Source organism: Metallosphaera tengchongensis, from assembly GCF_013343295.1.
Taxonomy (GTDB): domain Archaea; phylum Thermoproteota; class Thermoprotei_A; order Sulfolobales; family Sulfolobaceae; genus Metallosphaera; species Metallosphaera tengchongensis.
Genome location: NZ_CP049074.1, coordinates 1769374 through 1790139, shown reverse-complemented (window position 1 = coordinate 1790139; position 20766 = coordinate 1769374). Strand labels below are relative to the sequence as shown.

Here is a 20766-nt window from a genome sequence, read left to right as displayed (position 1 = left end):
AAAACATAAAAAAGAGCTGACTTAAAAACTAGTTACAGGGACGCGATGGAGAACTACTTTCTTCTTAATGACAACAGGGCTATAGCTAGGGCTACTAGGCCGACCACTAATCCTATAACCCCCAGGTACAAGCTCTCAGCTGATGTTGAGCTAAGGCTCCTCAGGTGCTGTTGCGTGACATTGTTGAACACCGTGACGGTGTGGGTCAGGACGCTTAACTGGTTCTGGAAGAGTAGGTCTAGGGATACCTTTGAGCTAACCCCGTCCGTTTGCTGCACTAAGACCGTAAGCACGTGGTTACCGTCAGGATAGAGCGTAGTGTTCAAGGTCACAGAGTGAGTACCGTTCTCGTTATAGGTAGCTATTGGGACACCGTCAAGCTCAACCGTTACGTTACTCACGGAACTTCCCTGAACCGTCACTGGGAAGGAGATAGTACCAGTCAGGTTCTGGAATGGTTTCAGACCCACTGAGATCACAGGAGGTGAGGGGTACACCTTACTGTAGCTCGACTGGATCGACTGAAGCCTTGATGAGTTGAGGGAGATGTACTCCACAGATGAGCTCACCAGCTTCACTGTGCTATTTACGGCGTTTATCCTCGTCGCCTGGACGTCAATAAGCGTAACAGAGGAATCCTTAATGAGAAGTGTTCCAGTGTCATTAGAGGACGTAATGACCAGGTTGCTGTCTAAAATCGTGTTGTTGCCGAGGAACAAGTCATTAAACATGTTCCCGTCCAAAGTTATGGTGTCGTTCTGGAACGCAACGTCATAGGTTTGTATTTGGGTGTAACTGGGGTCGTTCTTGATTAGTGTGTAGGGCTCCACAAATAACTGTGAAGCTCTGCTTAAGCCGGTAGCTGTATCCCCTCCATAGGCGGACACTCCGGTCACCAGGACCTTGAACGGAAGAGAGTAATATCCGTTGGTTAGGTAGGACAAGTTACCGAGGGAGTTTGGAGAAGGTAGAGTCAAGTTTCCCTCCCACATCCCTGACGTGCTGTTATACCATAAGGGTACCTCAACTATGCTTGACAAGAAGCTGTACACTGAGCTTAGAACGTTTGGAAACACCGTAGCTGAGAACATTCCAAACTTGATGGGCGATCCGTCCTGACTAATCTTAGCGTATATCTTGACAACAGAGCCCTGGAGCAGGTACCTCGAGGAGAAATTGAGGATTGGACTCACCTTACCTGCTACGTATATCTGACCGTAGTAGAACCCTGGTATGTCTTGACCTAGGGTATAGGAGTAGTAGGAGGAGAAGAGGAGTATGGTGTAGAGCCCTGGAGTCGCATTGTTGGGAACGTAGAGGTAGCCTAAATAACCTGGGCTCAACGGGTTAAATGAGTAGGGTATTTGGGCTGTGGAAACTACTTTCCCTGATGGAGACAGTAGCTCAGCCGTCAGGTTAGACCCGCTCATTAGGTTTTGGGCTGTGGCTAGGGAGGGAATATTTGACGGTGGAGTCAGAGATCCCGTTACTATCACAGGTTGACCAGGGTAAACTGAACCTGGTTCTGCCACAGTTGGAGGAAGTATGAACAGGTTCGACAGTCCTACTCCGTTGAAGAAGGCTACGTATCCGAAGGCGTTCTGGATCTCAACTAGAGTTGGACCAACAGGTATGTTGCTTGGGATCATTCCAGTCCACGCATTCAAGGCTGGGTTAAAGCTCAGTTGGGTCGTGTTTACCAGGGTGTAAGAGTTATTGGTTATGTTATAGGAAAAGATCTCAGCCGTCAAGGTAATGTTAGGAGCTAGGGCACCAGTAGGGGTGGTGAGGTTAACTACAATAGGTATTCCGAAACCTGACCATAGGACAGAATATGGAGTAAGAGACGGGAACTGTGAAAATGGAGTAGGAGGTAGGAACTGGGCGAAATACCCTGAGAAGGCCTCCAACAACCCGTACCCCTCAAGACCATTGGATTCTCCCCAAACTGTGATAAAGGTTACACCTTGATCGTTCTGTGGGACAGTGAGAGTTGCAGTCCAAAGTCCAGTACTTGGGTCAAAAGACATCTTAGATGTCGAGACGTTCCCGTCCACCGTCTCAAGGGTAACGAAAAATGACCCAGTAGAGACTGTCCCGTTCATTGTGACGTTAGCAGTCACCGTTAGGGTTTGCCCAGGGATGAGGACAGACACGTTAGAATCGTTGACCATAACTGATAACTCCTTCTGAGCCTGACTCTTAGTTAAATATGCCAAATTCCCGATGTTCAGTTGACCCAACCCCGTCACGAGGTTATAGCCATAAGATGCGACCCACGGGATGTTGTACCCAAACTCTATGGGGACAAAGACTGAGGAGTAAGAGGACTTAGCCAGGGAGTAAAGGAGGGGATTTAGGTTTCCCAACCTGGAACCAGAGAACTGCATGACGAGGGTGAGGAGACCGGCGGTAAGGGGCGATGCCTCGCTTGTTCCCCCTGATATAGCTGTAACGTTTCCTGGGCAGACAATAAATATCCCTGGGTATACGTCGGCGTTAGCTGACACGTCAGGAGTCTCCCTCCCATTTGGGTAACCCTTAGGAGTAGGGATAGACCATTGATAGAAGGGCTTAGGCTCCACTTGGCTTATTCCACCAGTGCTACCTCCATAGTTAGCATCAGGAGGAACGAAGCCGTAGTTAGACCACGCTGTTACGTTAAAGCTGTACCCATCAAAGGTAATGTAAGTAGTTGTACCTCCTAAGGCAGTGACGAAGGGGGAAGTGGAAGGGTAACCCACAGAGCCCAAAGGTCCTGCGCTGTAGCCACTCCCTCCTCCATCCCCACTGGAAGCCAGGAAAGTAATTCCCTCAGCGTTACCCATTGCGTAATACTGGTCTGTCAGAACAACGCACTGATAGAAGAGGGAGCCTGTCAACGATGGTATTAACTCGTCCGGAATTGAGAAGCTCTGGGAGAGCACGTCAACCTTGTCCTGGGAGACTATGTTGGCTATGATTGAGGAAAGGGGTAGGTTAGGGTTGGCTATGTAGAGAATAATGCTGGCCCCAGGGGACATGGCGTGAACTGACTCGACATCTAGGCTTATCTCTCCAGCCCACCCTGCTTTTATTCCTAGATTAGGGTTGTAAGGCCCTATGGGGATTATTGAGAAGTTGGGAGGCGCTGGAAGACCATATATCTTATCGAAGTACGCCAGTTGTTGTTGGATGTATGGGTCGCCGTAAAAGTCCAAAATCCCGACCGTGTATCCAGATCCGTTTATACCCCTTGAGAGGAGCGACGTGATGTTGTAAGCTCCCCTAAGGTAAGTCACAGGGTACCCCTCAACGGGAAAGGTGCTGTTGACCTGGGCTATGGACTTCTCTAGGTTAATTACGTTCTTGGTGGTTACAAGCGTTGAAGGGTGTGAGAAGAAGAGGGCTGACACATTACTCCCTATAACAGTACCCTGGAAGGGAGGGTTCCCCTCGCTGAAATAGTAGGATTTCGTCCCGTTGTCATAGAGGAAGAAGCGAACCCCCAAAACCGAGGAGAGTTGAGACGCTCTGCCCTTAACTACTATGACCGAGTCAGCAACTGCGAAGATCACGTTCACCCCGTGAGCCTTCAGGGTACTCATAACGTCGTTAAACTCTTGAGTAGGGTAGAAAAGGGACCTCACCTGAGACTGCGTCAGGAACTTGTGATAGAGAGGGGATCCGGGCATGGAGACCTCCTCTGAATAGTAGAAAAGGAGGTTCTGATTTCGAAGAGGCAGGTAAATAGTAGCTATTACCTCCGTATTGCCGGGAAGGGACTTTATATGTGGTGAGTACGCAACGTAGTCAGGACCGCTTTGAGTATAGCTTAGTACATTTACTGTGATACAAATAGAAAAAATGAAGACGAAAACAAGAACAATTCCTAGATAGTTCTTAAACATTACATTCTTCTCTTAAACCTAGTTAATATAGTTTATCTAAATAGTTTAGTCTTCATAGATTATTTGAAACACGGGGAAGGTTTAGTCATCAAAGAAATTTTGTCAAGGAGATGGTCTCAAGCTCAAGATCAATAACTTCACCTGACCAAGGGGGTTCACTCTCTGACTGTACAGCATGAAGGTTTGTAGTACTCTCCGTATTGGAGGATCTGATAAAAGGACAACAGACCTCGCCCTTTAGCACGGAGAGGAGGTCAGCTAAGGTTCCTATCCTTGGGAAGTATCCTGACTAGGGAAAGAACGGGGAACCTACTTACAAGGGCTTGTGCTTAAAGACAAACTGTTCTGAGCCTCTAGCAGTCGATATAGGTCAACCCGTCCAATAACCTAGGAGAGTTGGTCAAGTTTCTACATTAGAATTTTTAATCCAAGAACTTGATACCAAGTCATGCAAATTGCTATTGCTGCCCTGGGATCCGAGCCCTCCCCAGAATTGGAGGAGAAGGCACGAAGGTTCGTCAGGACCTTAACCAAGTGCAGTAACCAGACATTTATTTTAGGTGGGTACTGGGGACTAATGAGGACGGTCACGGACGAGGCTCTTTCCCTTGGAAATAAAGTGGTAGCAGTAATCCCTGAGGGTACTGAGCACGTTATAATGCCAAACGAGGTAATTAGGATAGACTCCGGCTGTGACCCTAGGTGTAGATCAGTGATTATCGCTAGGTCTGGGGACATCATGGTAAGCCTGGGGGGCGAAGCCGGCACAATGACTGAGATACTGATGGCATACGCCATGGGTAAGACAGTTTACGTCTTAACTGGCACTGGACAGAGTAGCGATAGGTTGAACGTGGCGTTCCCTGACAAAATTGACCAGAGAGGTTTGGGGGAAGTTATTTACGTCGACGAACCAGAGAAAATAGGAGCAGCGATCTGTAAGAGGTACTACGGAAAGGACCTTTAACTTCCCTTAAGCCCTTTGGTTTGTTCCTTTTTGATTGGAAGTTTCGACCTTGACTCTCTCCTCTTTACCTCTGAATGCTGAGAGTGCCATGCCCACTGCCAGGACTACCAGCGCTATGACCAGAGCCGACTTAATTCCAACAAGGAAGGACTGGGCTACCCCTCCCAAAAGATCACTCGTCCCCAAGAATACCTCAAAAGCGACGTATCTGGGAATTGATAGAGAGGCTACTGTGATGGTGAGCACGTAACTGGTCAGAGTTCCTAGGTTAGCCAAGGTCCTCAGGAGACCGCTTGCACCGCCGTAAAACCCCTTCTTCGCGTTTGCCATGACTGCGCTGTTGTTGGCTGGGTAAAACAGCGCAGATCCAAGCCCTCCAACAACAGAGGCTAGGATAATTACGTAAAGAGGGGTGTTAACAGTCAACCCAAGGTAGATTAATATGGCCCCCATCATCATGGCAATTCCTAGGGTAGCCGGTATCCTTGCCCCTATCTTATCGGATAGTCTGCCTGCAAAGGGACCCAGAGAGCTAGCGACCACGTACCCTGGAACAAGCAGTAGTGAGGCGTTCAGTGGGCTCAACCCCCTTATACCTTGAAGATACATTATCACAACGAACACCACAGATAGGTAACCTGTACTTTGGAAGAACGAGGCCAATACCGAAAAGGCTAAAACCCTATTGGTGAAAGCCCTAAGGTCGAGTATGGGGTTCTTAACCCTAGTCTCGTACATCAACATCAGAGCAACTACAATTACCCCTCCTATTATTAGACCACCATTGAGCAGGTTAATTCCCCTTCCTGCAACGTCCGACGCTCCATAAGTTATCATGGATAGCCCAGCTAGTAAAAGCGACATGCCAACGACGTCAAGAGATCCTGCCTTAACTCTCTCCACGTCCTTAATATATTTGAGGCCTAGAGCTATTGCCACTGCACCTATTGGGAGATTTATAAAGAAGATGTACCTCCACCCCACCAGAGTGGTGAGAACACCTCCGACCACTATCCCTAGGGTCGCACCTACGTTCCAGCCTATGGAAGTGTAACCGTAAGCTCTCCCCCTCTCGTTTGAGGGGAAGGTATCTGCAATTATTGCCCCTGAGTTGGCCTGGAGCATTGATGCACCGAACGCCTGCACACCCCTAAAGGCCACCAAGGCTTCAATCGAGGCGGAAACGCCACATAGTGCTGAACCGATCGTAAAAATTGCAAACCCCAAGTTATACATCCTCGACCTCCCCAAGATATCTCCTATCCTACCCAACTGGGTGGTCATCACGGCCACGACTAGGAGGTATATCAGAATGGTCCAGATGGACAGGTCAAGATTTGTTTTAAGGTCAGTTGTAATCGTAGGAAGGGCAAGTAGGACAACAGTAGAGTCGATCGCCGCCATCATTGTTCCTAGAACTAGTACGAAAAGGACTGTACTCCTTCTCATGATATACATTGTTATACGTAAAATTAAATAGTTTAGTTTTAGATGATTAACAGACTAAGAGACTTCTTCCTAACTGACGTAATGCATAGAGTATAGTCTTTACCTCCAGAGGGAGCACCTTTGAAGCCTTAACGTTGCGATAACCCTCGACTGTTCAGATTTTGATTTATCTTCACCGATAGGCTGAAACACGGCTCATCATTTCCAACAATGTCTCCACATCTAGAAATAAGGTTTCCTATCTTGATCTGACGTCGATGTTAAAGTGCAACAACATTAGCACAAGAATGGATGTAATGGAAGAACCTAAGAGGAAGAGCAGCCCTAGCTTAGGTGAGAATTCAAAGAGCGTGGAAAAGGCAAAGCTGCCCAAAACCCCTGATATTATCTTTCCTGTGTAGAGGATTGAGGTGTTTAAGGTCGAATACTTAGGTCCGTAAATGTCTCCCACAAGGGCTGAGTAGAGAGTGTAGGAGGAACCGCCGAATATTCCTATGGCCACAGCGCTCCCTATCAGATATGTTGGACTCTTTTCCGCGTAACCAAACACTGCAAACACAGTAGCTAAAAGGAGGGAAAAGTTAACAACATCTATGCCTCTCAGCCTTCCCAGCTTATCCGTAAGGTACCCCAGGAGAGGTCTTCCAGTACCGCTTACTATTGGAAAGACCACGGTTATCAACGTGTAATAGAGGGAGTTCAGATAACTTGCAATTTGGGTTAAGGAGGCTGAGAAGACTAGTAATGGAATGGAGGCGAAAGTGAAGGATAAGTAGATAGTCCAGAACCTTGGTTCCTTTAAGACCTTTCCAGGCGAAACACCTACCTGACCCTTGGGATAGGAGGAAAGGGAGAAAAGAACCACTAGGGTTAGGGCCAGCGTTCCGATCACACCCATTGGAAGTCTGAAGTTTCCTGAGGCCTCAATGAATGGGTTGGCGATGGCTCCACCTAACCCGAAGCCCATGGAGACTAGGCCTGACGCCAGACCACGTCTTTCCTGATACCACTTTAACGCCAGGTTAAGTGAAACGCCGTAAACTATGCCCTCGCCAACACTTCCAAGAGTCCAAGCCAAATAAAAGGTGGTTAGATTGGGGGATAGAGATCCTAAAATCAAGCCTATTGATAAGCAGACTGAGCCTGCAACCCCAACGGATTTGGGTCCGTAAATGTCGGCGAATCTCCCGCTGAAGACCTGAAAGGATGTAGAGAACAGTACAAATAGGGCAAAGGCTATCTCCACCCTAGACGGGGTAGCGTTAAACCCTTTAATTAGTAATGGCTCATAAGCGTTCCATGAATATTGTAACGTGGAGTTGAAGAGCATAGCTACAAACCCGGTCAATAGATAGAGCCTTCTCCTCATGAAATGTTAACCCTCCTCTTTTTGCGAGATGACCTCCAGCCATGGCGGGGGTTCCACAGAGGTGTGAGGTGTTGCTCCCCCTTACGAAGTTACTCCGTTAGAAGAAACTAAAAAGTAAAGAGGTTTTTCAACGTGACTGTAACCCTCTTTACTCCCAGTTTCATTATGTTTAAAGCGTCATTAACGTCAAGGTGATGTCTTCTTTTTATTAATAAAATCATACTATAAGGAATATTTACCTTTAACTTTTATATGTGAACCCTTAGACCTCTTTAGAGCTAAATGAGCTCGTTCAAAATCGATCTTGCCAGACGCTTATTTTTGTCGATTAGAAGTACATATCTTTCCGGGTTGGAAGGGGTGTAATATACTAGAGGTATACCCACAGTCCTGTGGTGAAAATATCCCTCGCCGTAGTGAAGACCTGTTGAAAATTCTTAGGAGATCTCAATCTCGAACTTTGGTACAGGTACCATCTCGTAAGGATTTCTTAAGCTTAACTTGCCTTACTAATCTAAGATTTAGGTAAAGAATTACTGCCGACATGATAGGTAGTCCAAAGTACACGAATACGAAGTAAGGAGTTGAGGAGAGAAGGGAGAAGACCTCTGAGGAAATTACAGGGACTGATAAGGCAACGCTATAAAGGATAAGCGAAGGTAAAGCTAGACAGCAGGACGTTCCAGAGACAACCCCTAGGCTTGGTAGCGTTATAGCTGTAGCTGTCTTCATCCCAACGCCCCTCAACTTGGTTATCTCACTCACGTTTAGACCCATTAGGTCCCCCAGGAGGAGACCCATAAAAAGCGTGAAGGGAACAACGTCTGCCTCGAAGTTACCTATAATGAACCAAATTCCCACACTTTGGGATACCCACAGGAGAAAATACTGGGGAGGGGGAGGGATCTCATATCCGTAACCGAAATGATAACCGTGCAGATAGTTAAAGAGGGCTAACCCGCCTGGTTCCAACAATGTCAGTGTAAAGCTGTAAAGTAGGGAGTGGTAAAGAAAATATGCCAGAAAGGGTACAAGGAAGAGCTTCCCTTTTCCCCAACCTACTTTAGGGAGAACGGTGAGACCGACTCCAACCCAAAAGATAGAACCTGACAACAAGGACATAGCTATTCCCCCTTTCGGGAAGGCTAGAAATATGAGGAAGGAAACCAGCATTAATGTTGTAGAAATCAAAATTTTCTGCATTTATTGTATAATATCAGTGAGAAGTTTAATAGTTTTTCCCAACTTCTGCCAATTGGCATTAGGATTACAAACTAGGAGATTAGGCTCTCGCTAATGAAGGACTACATAGAGTACGACGACGTAATCGACGTCATTAAGAACGGTACCTAAGGGATTAGACGTCTATTTCTATTACAATTACATCTCTTGAGGTCTTACTACTTGAGCTTAGGGTTCGACCCAGGGATCTCAATAAGATTTCACGTTCTTAATCAGAAGCGCTGGACTCCATCAGACGTGAGGTCCATTCTTAACATTCGATCCACAAAATAAGGGATCTTGAGCTCATGTTGCCTAAGCAGGGGACTCGGTTTTCTCCTACTAGACGCCTATAGACCAAGAATCTTCAACCTTAACCTATTTGCCTTTCCTTATTTCTAGTGAGTCCTTGAAACTTAGCATCAACATTAACTCGTCTTAAGAGATGCAACTTTACGGTCCTTGCAACCCCATACATGATCAACGTGGCAATCGCTTCAACCAAGTAGTCAATTACGCCAAACAAGAGTAACTGAGGAGTTGAATCTACACCGTATACTCCCCTCAGAATGCCCACGCTGATAGGATAATCCAAAAACCAAAATAGGAGGGACACAATAACGATACTAAACTTTCCCATGATCATGTATTAGTTTCATCAAATAAAAATTAATTTGTTTCAGTGGGGTCTCTGCCTCAAGCCGAAACTTTCTTCAAATATTCCATTATGCCTCCAGACTTCAAGATATCCAAGGCCATTCCAGAAATTCCCTTCCCCTTCAGAGTCCTTCCGTTAACCTGGACTTCACCGGTCTCGACGTTCACCTTTACAATGTCTCCCTCATTGATCTCCTTTGTCGCGTTGGGCAACGTTATGAGGGGAAGACCGTTGTTAATACAGTTCCTGTAGAATATCCTCGCAAAGCTCTCCGCTATAACTACTTTCACCCCCGCGGCTTTTAGGGCTATGGCAGCTTGCTCCCTTGACGAGCCCATACCAAAGACTTTCCCAGCTACTATAATTACTCCCTTTGAAGCCTTCTTATAAAACTCCGGGTCGATGGGCTCCATAGCATGCTGTGCTAGATAGGCCGGGTCGGTATACTTCAGATGACGAGCTGGGATGATAATATCAGTGTCTATCTTGTCACCATACTTAAGAACCGGACCCTCTACTATCATTGTAGATCCCTCGGGTCTGTTATATACCCAGTTGCGGCTGAGGCAGCTGCCACACTGGGTCCGGATAGGTAGACCTTTGCCTCATTGCTTCCCATCCTTCCCCTGAAATTCCTGGAACTTGTAGAAACTATTACCTCGCCTGGACCGGCAACACCAAAATGCCCGCCCAAGCAGGGGCCGCAGGTACCGTAAGTTACAATGCACCCAGCATTGACTAGCGTCTCTATATATCCCAGTTCCATAGCCTGCTTGAACATCTCATAGGAGGAAGGTATAGCTATGCACCTCGCCTTGACCTTTTTACCCTTGAGTATCTCTGCTGCCATTCTGAAGTCGGAGATCCTACCATTGGTGCAGGAACCTATATACACCTGGTCCACTGGTACCTTACTTTCTTCCCTAGCAGTCTTCACGTTATCTACGCTGTAAGGGGCTGCGACGAGGGGTTCTAGTTTGTTCAGCTCAATTGTGTACTCATCTGTATATCTCGCTCCTTGATCCGGAGTCATCAGTTCAGCCTCCACCCCCCTCATGGTCTTTATGTAATCCTTCGTCTCTGAGTCCGGGACAAACATCAGGGCGTCCGCGTTCATCTCTATGCCCATGTTAGAGACGGTGGCCCTGTAGTCCGTCGGAAACGCCTTCGGGTTATCCACATGAACTTCGATGGACATTCCGTTGAAATAGTCGGCCTTAAACTTACCCAGGAGCTCTAGGGCTACATCCTTACCGTTTATCCACTTCCCAGGTGAACCTTTCAGCTGGACCTTAAAGGGTTGCGGAACTACCAACCAGGTCTTCCCTGTGATTACCGCTGCTGCCACATCACTCGCGCCCATCCCCTGGGCAAAAGCCCCAACTGCTCCCGAGGTTGTAGTATGACTATCTGCTGCCACTATAACCTGCCCGGGTAGGGCATACTTCTCAATCAACAACTCGTGGAGTATCCCTACGTTGATATCGTGGAAGTTTGGTAGCCTAACGTCCTTCACGAACTTCCTTATGTTGCCCTGAATCTCGGCGCTCCTAACGTCAGGTGGAGGAGCTAGATGATCAAAGGCAACTACTATTTTACTCTTGTCAAAAACTTTCACCATATTAGCCTTTTCCATGACCTCTATGACGTGGTAACCGGTTAAGTCATGGAAGGCGACTATGTCCGTCTTAGCCTCTATAACGTCTCCAGGGGAGACTGTTTTCCCCGAGGCCCTTGAAAGTATTTTCTCAGTTAATGTACCTGTCATATCGAGTGATTCTATGATTAGTTAAAAATAAGTCTTTCATTAAAAGAGGTTCGTTTTTCGTATTAACTATTGGTTGATGTTGATATGTACCCCTTACCTTTTTCGTAGGACACAAACACATGTCCGCACTTGGGGCAAGACTTGATCACCACGTTCCCTTCTCTCTTTAGGTTCTCCTCAACTACCTGCTTACAGGACGGGCAAGTTCTTCTTGCCATAATGAGGTCTATCACCAATGAGGCTTAAAAGGGAGTAGGCCCATTCCGTTATATGGAAAATTTTTAAGATGATAGTTGATTAAAAACGAAATAATTTTTACACAGTTGCCAATATTGGGGACAAGCGAAAAATATAATTTGGAGAAACCATATTATATAACTTTGGAAGTGTAGAGCATGGATGATGTAAATAAAAAAATAGTTTTGTACCTGATGAAGGACTACAGGTACTCCCAAAGGAAGATAGCCAAGGAGCTGAACATCTCTCCTCCTGCGGTCAACTACAGAGTAGAGAGAATGACCAAGGAGGGAATTATAAAGAAAGTATCCCTCTACGTTAACCCCAATTTCTACGGAAAGTACCACGGATACGCTTCCTTCTCCAACAGGAAGGAGTGGAAAGGAGAGTACGTGTTTAAGGTGAAGTGCATTGAGGACGTTAACGTGTATGAGATTGAAGGAGATACTTTGGAGGACATAAAGGGAAAGATAAACGAAATGTCCTCAGCCCTAGGCGAGCCCAGGATGGTATACATCCCTGAACAACATCCCTATAGTCCTTCCTCCTTCGACCTCAGGTTGCTCTCAGTCCTCAAGGAGAACCCAGTTATGACTCCAGTTGAGATAAGCGAGAGAATGAAGGTCTCATCCAAGACCGTGAGGAGACACCTGAGGTATCTTTACAAGAAAGAGTTCATCAGACTTGTCCCCATAGTGGACATCAACAAGAGTAACGTTGTGATGTACGCAGTGTTTACCAAGAATGTGGAAGTGGCCAAGAAGTTCTTCGAGAACGTTAACTTCAGGGAGATCTCTGACAAAAACGGAGGAATCTTCGTAAACATTGGAAATTCCATTCAGGAGGTTTCAGACAAAGTCAAGAAGTTCAGGGAGTATGACCCAGATGCCGACCTCATGATAGCCGAGTCTTACGACGTAGCCTGAACCAAGTCTTTCTTAGTAATTTTCTAAACGTATTATCAAGTTAATCACCAAATAAAGTTTTACCACAAGATAGGGAATGTGAGCTACGCTTTCGCCTACAATGATAAATGTTACCTCTTTGCTGACGGGAACCTCAGGGAAATAAATGAAAAAGTCAAGGTTAAGGACGATGTAATAGGGTATCTTGTCTCCACAGAGAAGGATAAGATAAAGTTCACTAAGGTCCCCGTTCTGGACTGCACCAAGAGTGACTTCTCAGGAGTCCTCAAGGCTATAATCAAGGAACCCTCCCTGGCGCTATTCGAGTCACAGGACGCAGCCTGCATCCTCCCAAACCCAAGGGACAAGTTAGTGATAGGTGCGTCTTACGACATAGTTAACGGGAAGGTGTTCTTGAGGGGAGATAAGGCCTCAATCTTGAGTGAGATGGACGACTACCAGGTAATAAAGTTCGCCGTGGAGAGGTATAAGGATCCCGAGGTGCTCAGGCAGGCTATCCTACACCTATCTAGATTAAACAGGTGTGAAGACGCTGTTTCCCTCTTCTCCAAGCTCGATGAGAAGTACCCTGAGGAGTCCCTAGCTGCTGCTGAGTGCTTAGAAAGGCTTGGAAAGGAATTGGAGGCGTTAAGGATATACTCCTATTTCTCTGAGGAGAAGTATAGAGAACTGGAACTCAAGTTGATATCAAAGGCCAACTCCCTCATCGCAGACTTCGAGAAGACCGGGAACCCAAAGCTCCTATACGAATCTCTCTCCGTATTACCAACATATGACGTACCCGCGATTAAGCTAGGTTTCTATTATTTAAAAAAGAATAAGGTTCAGGACGCAATAAACATGTTCGAGGAAGCTCTAAAGAGGAACAAGAGCTTTCAAAACCTGGTAATCCTTGGTTCTACCCTTCTAGAGGCTGGAGAAAACAAGAGGGCCTTGGAGGTATTGGACGAGGCCCAGAAGATAAGGAGAACCGCCCCCTTGGCTTACCTGAGAGGGTTGACCTTCCTTTCCTTAAACTCAACTCCTAATGCCATGAGGGAGTTCGCCTATGCCTGTAGGGAGGGGTTAGTTGAAGCCTGCTCTAAAGTGACGCCCACGGAGAGGAACGGGAATGAATTCGATCCAGAGTCGTGGATAGGGTACGTGCTTTACGGTTACGAGATTAGGGACGTCCTCGGAAAAGGTGGTATGGGCTACGTCCTTCTCGCGGAGAAGAACACTAGGAAGTTCGCCATGAAGGTGATGAAGAGGGAGTACAAGATGGACGAATTCCTTTACGAGGTCGCTAAGATGCAGGAAATCTCAAGGGGCTCGAGGTACATGGTCAGGATACTTGCTAACTTCATTGACGAGAATTGGACCGACTACTACAGTTCACCTCCAGCCATAGTGATGGAGTTCATGGAGGGAGGAGATCTAAGACGAATTTTGGCCGAGGAGGAGTACTCCTCACTAAGGCATTCAGTGAGGTGGACCAGGATAGTTGGGTTAATTTATTCTAGGGTTGCAGAAGCCCTAGTGCACATTCACAAACAGGGTTACGTCCACGCTGACGTAAAGCCATCCAACATACTGTTCAATAGACCCCTATCTAGGTACGGTGAAGAGGCTGAAAACCAGCTACTCAACGAGGAGGTCGTTCCAAAACTATCGGATTTCGGGAGCGCCATCAGGACGGGATTTCCTGTGATCCATTACACCCCTTACTACGCTCATCCCTCACAAAGGTTTGGAGGCAGGGCGGAGACCTATATGGACGTGTATTCCTTCACTGTGTCCCTTTACGTGACATTAACCAATAACTTCCCGTTCCCGGAGTGGTTGGAGAGGGAGATGGAGGAAGCCATTTCCTCCCCGGAGAAGAGGCAGTCCGCGCTTAACGATTTCTATAACGTGGAGCCCAGAATGGACTACGTCCCTCCGGAATACAGGGAGATTATACTGTCAGGAATTAGGGGAGAGACTACCCTGGAACAAATGAGGCGAGAACTCATATACCTGGTGAAAAACGAGTACAACTTACCCTTTAAGGAGTCGGCACTGCTTTAATATGGAGTGAGCTCACTTCACATCGTCCCCGAGGAGGTTTTAAGAAACCGACTAGGCTCTCAACATTTCCATCTAAACCTTGAAAGGTTTCAGGTACCACTCCAAAGCTGATGAAGCTAATGATTTACAGGTTCATAAAAAATTAACATTGTTAACAATTCCCCAATGTTCACGTAATGTGAAATACTTTTAATCCTAGACGGGAGATTATCACATGAAAGTTAAAACGTTCATGAACGCAAATCCACCTATAGTGTCCCCAAATGACGGTCTAAAGGAGGCATTTAAGAAGGTTAACGATAGGGGGCTGGGGAGGGTCATAGTAGCTGAGAACTTAGTTAAGGGTATCCTTTCCACTAGGGATCTCCTCGGGGTAATCATGAGTTTCTGTCCAGTCTCTTGCACTCAGGCTGACCTCTATAAGATGGGTGTCTCCCCCTCTTCCAACTACATGACCCCAAACCCGTTCGTAGTGGAGGAGGAGATGGACTCCCTTGATGCTATAACCATTATGGTGACTAGGAATTTTGGTTCCTTGCCTGTGGTGAACTCGGTTGGCAGGGTCGTTGGCCTTGTCACGGAGCGCGACTTCCTTCTCATGTTCCAGGACCTCGACAACCTATTTTCTGTCTCTAACTTCGTCACTCCAAGGGTAAACAGGGTCTTCAAGGAGACCGTGTTACAGGAAGCTGTAAGGCTCATGTTGCGTAGAGGGTTCAGGAGACTACCTGTGGTAGATGAGGACGAGAAGGTTGTGGGCATGATCACGGCCGCGGACGCTGTTAAGGTAGCCTCCAAGGCTGTTGAAAAGCTTGAGCCAGAGATATTCTTCTCCAGGAGGGTGAAGGACGTTATGAAGTCTCCAGTGATAACTGTGGAGGAGGATAGGTCGGTGAACGAAGCGGCCTCAATCCTTATTAATAAGGGCGTAGGATCCCTGCTTATCCTGGATAATGAGGGAAGAGCTAAGGGGATAATAACCGAGAGGGATCTCCTCATAGCCCTACACTATCAACTCCACCTGCCCTACGCGAAGTTGAGGGGAAAGGTAGAGCGCTAATTGAGAGTGGTAATAACAGAGAAGCCAAGTGTGGCCCTAGATATAGCTAGGGCCCTCGGTAAGGTAGAGAGGAAGCAGGGTTACTTGATAGCAGGAGGGTACTACATCACGTGGACCTACGGTCACATCCTAGAGATCGGGGAGATCGCTCCAAAGAGATGGGACTTGAAGGACCTCCCCATATTCCCAGAGAAGTTCACCTACGATGTCGTGTCCGGAAAGCAGACGCAGCTCTCCATAATTAAGAAACTATTGGAGAGGGCTGAAGTGGTAGTTAATTGCGGGGATGCTGGGAGGGAGGGTGAGCTAATAGTCAGGGAGGTCCTTGAATACCTGAACTATGGGGGTAAGGTTCTAAGGCTGTGGACCTCTGAGGCCCTAACAAGGGAGGTTGTCCTGAGGGAATTCAGGGAGCTGAAACCCTCTAACCTTTTCGACAGTCTATACTATAGCGCCTTGGCTAGACAAAACGGCGACTGGATAGTTGGTATAAACCTCACTAGGTTGATAACTCTAAAGGCGGGTGGAGGGGAAGTATGGAGCGTCGGAAGGGTTCAGACCCCTACGCTCTCCATGATAGTCAAAAGGGACATGGAGATAGAGAGCTTCAAACCGACCACCTATTACGTCATTCTTGGGAGCTTCTCAGGGATGGAAGGAACGTTGATCAGGGATGGGACTGAGGCCAGATTAACCAAGGAGGAAGCTGACCTCACACTATCTAAGTTGAAGATGGAGAAAGAGGGGGTGGTTAAGAAAGTTGAGATAGAAAGAAAAGAGGAAAGGCCTCCTCTACTTCACTCACTGACCTCTCTGCAAAGGGAGGCCAACGTGTTGTACGGTTTCTCAGCCAAGAAGACTCTAGACCTAGCCCAATCCCTATATGAGGAATGGAAGCTGATAAGCTACCCTAGAACAGACGCCAGATACCTGGGTGAGAGCAATAAAGGCCTTGCGAAGGATGTTCTGAGGAAACTGGGAAGGGAGGACTTGATCCCCAAGGTGGATAAGGTGGGGAAGAGGGTCTTTGACTCCAGTAAGCTCACTGATCACCATGCCATAATTCCCTTGGACAAGGCCCCAACCAACCTACCCCAACCTGAGAAGAAGATTTACGACCTAGTCCTAAGGAAGTTCATTGGGGCCTTCATGGATAACTACCTTTATGATACCCAGAAGGTTTTCATAGGGTTGGGATCTGAGGTCTTTCTATGCCAAGGGAAGAAGAACCTCCAACTTGGTTGGATGGAGCTCTATCCTCATCAGGATAGCCCTCTTACACACCTAAAGGAAGGGGAGAGGTTGATCAAGGACTGGGTAAAGTCAGAGGAGAGGAAGACCAAACCCCCTCCAAGGTTCACCGAGTCCATCCTCCTAAAGGAGATGGAGAGGTTAGGACTCGGGACTCCTGCTACCAGGGCTGGGATTATTGAGACCCTCTTGGAGAGGAGCTATGTGGAGAGAAGAGGTAAATCCTTGATATCAACGGAGAAGGGAAGGGAGCTAATCTCTAAACTCGGGGACAGCAAGGTCACCAGTCCGGAGATGACCTCAGAGTGGGAGAGGGAACTTGAGGACATTTACGTAGGGAAAAAGGGAGAGGAAGGCTACAGATCGTTCATAGAGAAGATAAAGGAGTTCACCGCTGAGGAAGTCAGGAGGTTGTCCAAGGTGGAGCTAAATGTAGAACCAAGAGCACCCCCAGACATGATCAGACTTGCCAGGGTAGTTTCCAAGGACCTTGGGGTCAAACTGGAAAGTACCTCGATGGACTACGTGAGGAATTTCCTTGACAAATATCTGCCCCAGACCAAGATACTCTGCAAGTGTGGAGGGGAAGTGTACGGATTCAGCAAGGGGTGGAAGTGTAAGAGTTGCGGGACCGTGGTCTGGAGACAGATTCTGGGTAAGAGGATTTCCTTCAATCAAGCAAGGGGTCTCTTCCAGGGCAAGGAGTTGAAAATGAGCGGTTTCAGGTCAAAGAGTGGAAGGAGGTTCAGCGCCATAGTTTACCTTGATGAAGGGAGCGTCAAGTTCAAGTTCGAGGAATAATAAGAGGTGTTTTACTTAATGCAACACAGAAATCATTTAAGTTTCAGGTTCGTTTAAGAAATTCATGGATGTTACTCTAGTTCTACTTGAGATTTCAGTAATGATCTTCGTGGCCGAAGCGTTGAGGACATCGTTGAGCAAAGTCTCAGTACCTTCACTCATAGGGGAAATCTTGGCAGGTCTTCTTTTAAGTCCCTACGCTTTAGGTGGCCTCATAGACTCCGCAACTGGAGTTAAGATCTTCACTCTCAATAACTATCTACTCTTCATATCTGAGTTCTCAATGATACTCCTCATCTTCTCCTCAGGCCTAGAGCATGGAATTTCTCCCATTAAAAACTCAGGCGTACATGGAATACTTGGGGCAACACTAGGTGCCATTTTACCTTTCCTAGCTGCGTTCCTGGCTTTCTCCAACAGCGTAGGAACCGACTCTGCCCTAATTCTGGGATCCGCTGTGGGGGCGACCAGCATGGCTGCAGCTGCATCTATAATAGAGAGCGGGAAGCTTAAGGGAAGAGGGATCGACCTACTGATGTCCATGGCTTCAACCGACGACGTGGTTGATTTAGTGCTCCTTTCCATAATTCTAGGTACTCTGGCAGGCCAGAGCTCTCCCCTGGCCATAGCCAAAGCTACGGTGTTTTATATCGTGGCTTGGGCTGTGATCTTCCTGGTCTCCATAAAGGTTATACCCATCGTGGCCAACAGATTGGGAGATGTCTACATCGAGGAGTTCTCCATGTTGATCATCTTCGGTCTCACGGCCCTCATGACCTCCCTCAACTTCTCCCCTGTGATATCTTCATTTATAGCTGGAGTAGCCCTAGCTGAGAGCGTTAAGAAGGAGAGAGTACACCAACTGGTGACAGTTCTTCTCTCTGTTTTCGGGAGCATATTCTTCGTCACAGTAGGGGCCCAAGTCGACGTAGCTGCTATTAATATGAACCAACTGCTCTTAGCCCTGGAGATTACTGCAATAGCTGTTGCGTTCAAGATCCTAGGAGTACTCCCCTTTGCTTACCTTGCCCTAAGGAACTTGAAAGCTTCGATCTCCACCTCTTTGGGTATGGTTCCAAGGGGCGAAACAGGGTTAGTTGTGGGATCCATAGGCCTGAGTGTAGGTGCACTGAATTCAGCCGAGTTTAGCGCCGTTGTACTCATGGCCCTGTTCTCTACCGTTATTGGCGGATTACTCTTTAGATGGACATCGAAATGGTTAGAGTAAATAGTCCCAGGTCTCCTCTCTGGTAAGGTAAGCTGGAAGCTTTGACCTCCCCTGATTCGGCTTCACTTCTTATACTTAAGCGATAGATAGCACTTCTTGTTCTTGACGCAGTCTGGCTCCCCTTCCCTGCCCTTAAAAAGGAGGGCAGTTAAGGTGTACTCCATTAGGGTCGTTATGAAGGCGTAGATCTCCGCGTCCTCGGTCTCTTCAGAATCCTCCTTTAGGCCCTTTAGCAGTTCCTCCTTCTCCGATAGGTACTCCCTCTTATCAGCATATATAACCTGGAAGGCCAGGTAGTCATTCTCATAGCCCTCAGTAGCGTTCTCATCGTCAAAGTAGAAGCTGCCCCTCCTCGCCTGGTATTTCTCCCCCTTCAGGACAAGGTTATCCCGGAAGAACTTGTTCATTATTTCCTCGAGCTCTGTCTCCATCTCGTTGATCTGAAGGGCCATAAGGAGCGGATAATCGTAAAAGGCCTCAGAGGCGAACCTACTACAGACCTCGGAGAACATCTTCCACCTCAGTACCCGGTCCTCAAGTCTCATCTCCTTTTTTGCCTCTTAGACTAGATGTGCCCCCTGACCTTTTTAATGTGTGTAAATCAATGTCTTAACTTCTGGCAACCATTCCTCAAAATATTTGAAATAAAGCCCTGAATCATTGAGATTATATGTTTAATTGATCGCTGTTGAACCCCACGCCCTAAATAATATTACCAATAAATAATATTAGTAGTATGACTGTCACATTTAATGATATCATAGACGGGGGTCTCTTGAAGAAGAGATATGAAGAATACGAGGTTAACCTTAGAACCAGTAAGATTAAGGACCTTATGCTGGTCATAAGGGACTTCATGGAGTTCATCAAGAGCCTCAAGGGTGCAGTTTACTCAGAATGGCTCAAGAGGAACCTACTGGAGCAAGAGAGGATAGCGAAAAAGATACTAACAGTCCTAAAGGTGAGGTACTTCCTCATCTTCCTTTACAGGAGGATCGTCGATGGTTTAGTATATAAGTTGATTAATTCCATCAGGAGTTTCCTTTCCCAACTCCCAATAAAGTGATTTTTCTAGTTTTTCGTAAATTTAAGTTACTACATAGGGTACTGTAACGTTAGTTGAAATCAGGTCAATCCACATCCCACTCTGGGCGTGACCGGGTATTGGGCAGGCTATCCAGTAATAACCGCGAGGTAACTGAGTTAACAGACCTGATACGCTGACGCCCCCTGAAATCCCATTCCCTCCGTTGTAACCGATCTCGAAGATTATCTTTCCGTTTTGAGAGAGCTCAAGCTGATTAGGTTCAGCAGTGTTGTTCTGGACAACGGCCAAGGCATGACCCAGGGGCTCTGGGTTGTAGAAGGTGAAGTATAAGCTCCAGTTCTCTGGGACGTAAATCTTCATTGTACCGTAAGTGGTGCCATTGAAGTTGAGGGGATTGGGATCCTGGTTGGACGCATAGAGGTATATGAACACCGTCCTGTTGGAGGCATTATAATTAAGTGGAGACGCTCCGCTCGGTAACTTAACGGTGGTGGAATTGGTCTTCACTGTGACATTAGTGACGTTATTGGACTTGATGGAAGTCGTGTTCATGGAACTTGAGGAGTTGGAAGGGGCTGGGGGAGGGGATGTAACGTTCTTTACAGGACTTACAGTTTGATTTACAGGGGGATTACTGGTGCGATGAGCAATTATGAGGGTTGACAAGGCAACCGCGACGATCACTACTATGATAAGGACTATTTGCCAGACTTTCATGAGATGGAGGACGATGATATCCATTTAAGGATTTTCCCAAATTCAACGTTCAGACTACTGCGGCCTTTTGTTGCTCTAACTGAGATCCTCCCTCTCTCTGAAAGGTGAAGTTCTCCTTTTTATAGGG

At 47.0% G+C, this 20766-nt stretch carries 17 protein-coding genes; 7 read left to right on the top strand and 10 right to left on the bottom strand.

Annotation, left to right across the window (positions count from 1 at the left end; translation table 11 throughout):
- Nucleotides 1-53: 53 nt before the first annotated feature.
- Nucleotides 54-3890: a protease pro-enzyme activation domain-containing protein gene (locus GWK48_RS09675; RefSeq protein ID WP_174631794.1), complete on the bottom strand. Its 3837-nt coding sequence runs from the start codon at nucleotides 3888-3890 to the stop codon at nucleotides 54-56.
- Nucleotides 3891-4338: 448 nt separating this feature from the next.
- Between GWK48_RS09675 and GWK48_RS09670 the strand changes: the two genes are divergently transcribed.
- Nucleotides 4339-4857, top strand: a complete 519-nt coding sequence (locus GWK48_RS09670) for an SLOG cluster 4 domain-containing protein (protein ID WP_174631792.1) — start codon at nucleotides 4339-4341, stop codon at nucleotides 4855-4857.
- Nucleotides 4858-4863: 6 nt separating this feature from the next.
- Here the strand turns inward: GWK48_RS09670 and GWK48_RS09665 are convergent, their stop codons facing one another.
- The 7 genes from GWK48_RS09665 to GWK48_RS09635 form a co-directional block, all read right to left on the bottom strand.
- The gene (locus GWK48_RS09665) at nucleotides 4864-6306 is read right to left on the bottom strand and encodes an MFS transporter (protein ID WP_174631790.1); all 1443 of its coding nucleotides are present in this window, start codon (nucleotides 6304-6306) and stop codon (nucleotides 4864-4866) included.
- A gap of 238 nt (nucleotides 6307-6544) precedes the next feature.
- The gene (locus GWK48_RS09660) at nucleotides 6545-7675 is read right to left on the bottom strand and encodes an MFS transporter (protein WP_174631789.1); all 1131 of its coding nucleotides are present in this window, start codon (nucleotides 7673-7675) and stop codon (nucleotides 6545-6547) included.
- Nucleotides 7676-8122: 447 nt separating this feature from the next.
- Nucleotides 8123-8878 carry a hypothetical protein gene (locus GWK48_RS09655; RefSeq protein WP_174631787.1) on the bottom strand — a complete coding sequence of 252 codons (756 nt, stop codon included), beginning with the start codon at nucleotides 8876-8878 and terminating at the stop codon, nucleotides 8123-8125.
- Between the two features lie 391 nt (nucleotides 8879-9269).
- Complete coding sequence (locus GWK48_RS09650) at nucleotides 9270-9536, bottom strand: hypothetical protein (RefSeq protein WP_174631786.1); 267 nt, start codon at nucleotides 9534-9536, stop codon at nucleotides 9270-9272.
- 56 nt (nucleotides 9537-9592) lie between these two features.
- Entirely contained in the window at nucleotides 9593-10078 is a 486-nt protein-coding gene (locus GWK48_RS09645) for a 3-isopropylmalate dehydratase small subunit (protein WP_174631784.1), read from the bottom strand.
- A complete protein-coding gene (locus tag GWK48_RS09640) occupies nucleotides 10075-11322 on the bottom strand; it encodes a 3-isopropylmalate dehydratase large subunit (protein WP_174631782.1) in 1248 nt (415 codons plus the stop codon). Before GWK48_RS09640 ends, GWK48_RS09645 begins: the two co-directional genes overlap by 4 nt.
- 62 nt (nucleotides 11323-11384) lie before the next feature.
- Nucleotides 11385-11540, bottom strand: a complete 156-nt coding sequence (locus tag GWK48_RS09635) for a zf-TFIIB domain-containing protein (RefSeq protein WP_174631781.1) — start codon at nucleotides 11538-11540, stop codon at nucleotides 11385-11387.
- A 177-nt stretch (nucleotides 11541-11717) separates the two neighbouring features.
- Here GWK48_RS09635 and GWK48_RS09630 point away from each other — a divergent pair, with 177 nt between their 5' ends.
- The 5 genes from GWK48_RS09630 (at nucleotide 11718) to GWK48_RS09610 (ending at nucleotide 18874) form a co-directional block, all read left to right on the top strand.
- Nucleotides 11718-12485: a winged helix-turn-helix transcriptional regulator gene (locus tag GWK48_RS09630; RefSeq protein WP_174631779.1), complete on the top strand. Its 768-nt coding sequence runs from the start codon at nucleotides 11718-11720 to the stop codon at nucleotides 12483-12485.
- 78 nt (nucleotides 12486-12563) lie between these two features.
- Nucleotides 12564-14534, top strand: a complete 1971-nt coding sequence (locus GWK48_RS09625; RefSeq protein WP_174631777.1) for a serine/threonine-protein kinase — start codon at nucleotides 12564-12566, stop codon at nucleotides 14532-14534.
- 214 nt (nucleotides 14535-14748) lie between these two features.
- On the top strand, nucleotides 14749-15594 hold the full coding sequence (locus GWK48_RS09620; protein ID WP_174631775.1) for a CBS domain-containing protein: 846 nt from the start codon (nucleotides 14749-14751) through the stop codon (nucleotides 15592-15594).
- Nucleotides 15595-15600: 6 nt separating this feature from the next.
- Nucleotides 15601-17646: a type IA DNA topoisomerase gene (locus GWK48_RS09615; protein ID WP_246263948.1), complete on the top strand. Its 2046-nt coding sequence runs from the start codon at nucleotides 15601-15603 to the stop codon at nucleotides 17644-17646.
- Between the two features lie 64 nt (nucleotides 17647-17710).
- The gene (locus tag GWK48_RS09610; protein WP_174631764.1) at nucleotides 17711-18874 is read left to right on the top strand and encodes a cation:proton antiporter; all 1164 of its coding nucleotides are present in this window, start codon (nucleotides 17711-17713) and stop codon (nucleotides 18872-18874) included.
- A gap of 62 nt (nucleotides 18875-18936) precedes the next feature.
- On the opposite strand, the gene GWK48_RS09605 is transcribed toward GWK48_RS09610, so the two are convergent.
- Entirely contained in the window at nucleotides 18937-19386 is a 450-nt protein-coding gene (locus GWK48_RS09605) for a hypothetical protein (protein ID WP_246263798.1), read from the bottom strand.
- Nucleotides 19387-19610: 224 nt separating this feature from the next.
- Between GWK48_RS09605 and GWK48_RS09600 the strand changes: the two genes are divergently transcribed.
- Nucleotides 19611-19940 (top strand): hypothetical protein, encoded by a 330-nt coding sequence (locus GWK48_RS09600; RefSeq protein WP_246263797.1) that lies wholly within the window; start codon nucleotides 19611-19613, stop codon nucleotides 19938-19940.
- A 21-nt stretch (nucleotides 19941-19961) separates the two neighbouring features.
- On the opposite strand, the gene GWK48_RS09595 is transcribed toward GWK48_RS09600, so the two are convergent.
- Nucleotides 19962-20639, bottom strand: coding sequence for a sulfocyanin-like copper-binding protein (locus GWK48_RS09595; RefSeq protein WP_174631760.1), 678 nt, complete (start codon nucleotides 20637-20639; stop codon nucleotides 19962-19964).
- Nucleotides 20640-20766 lie beyond the last annotated feature (127 nt).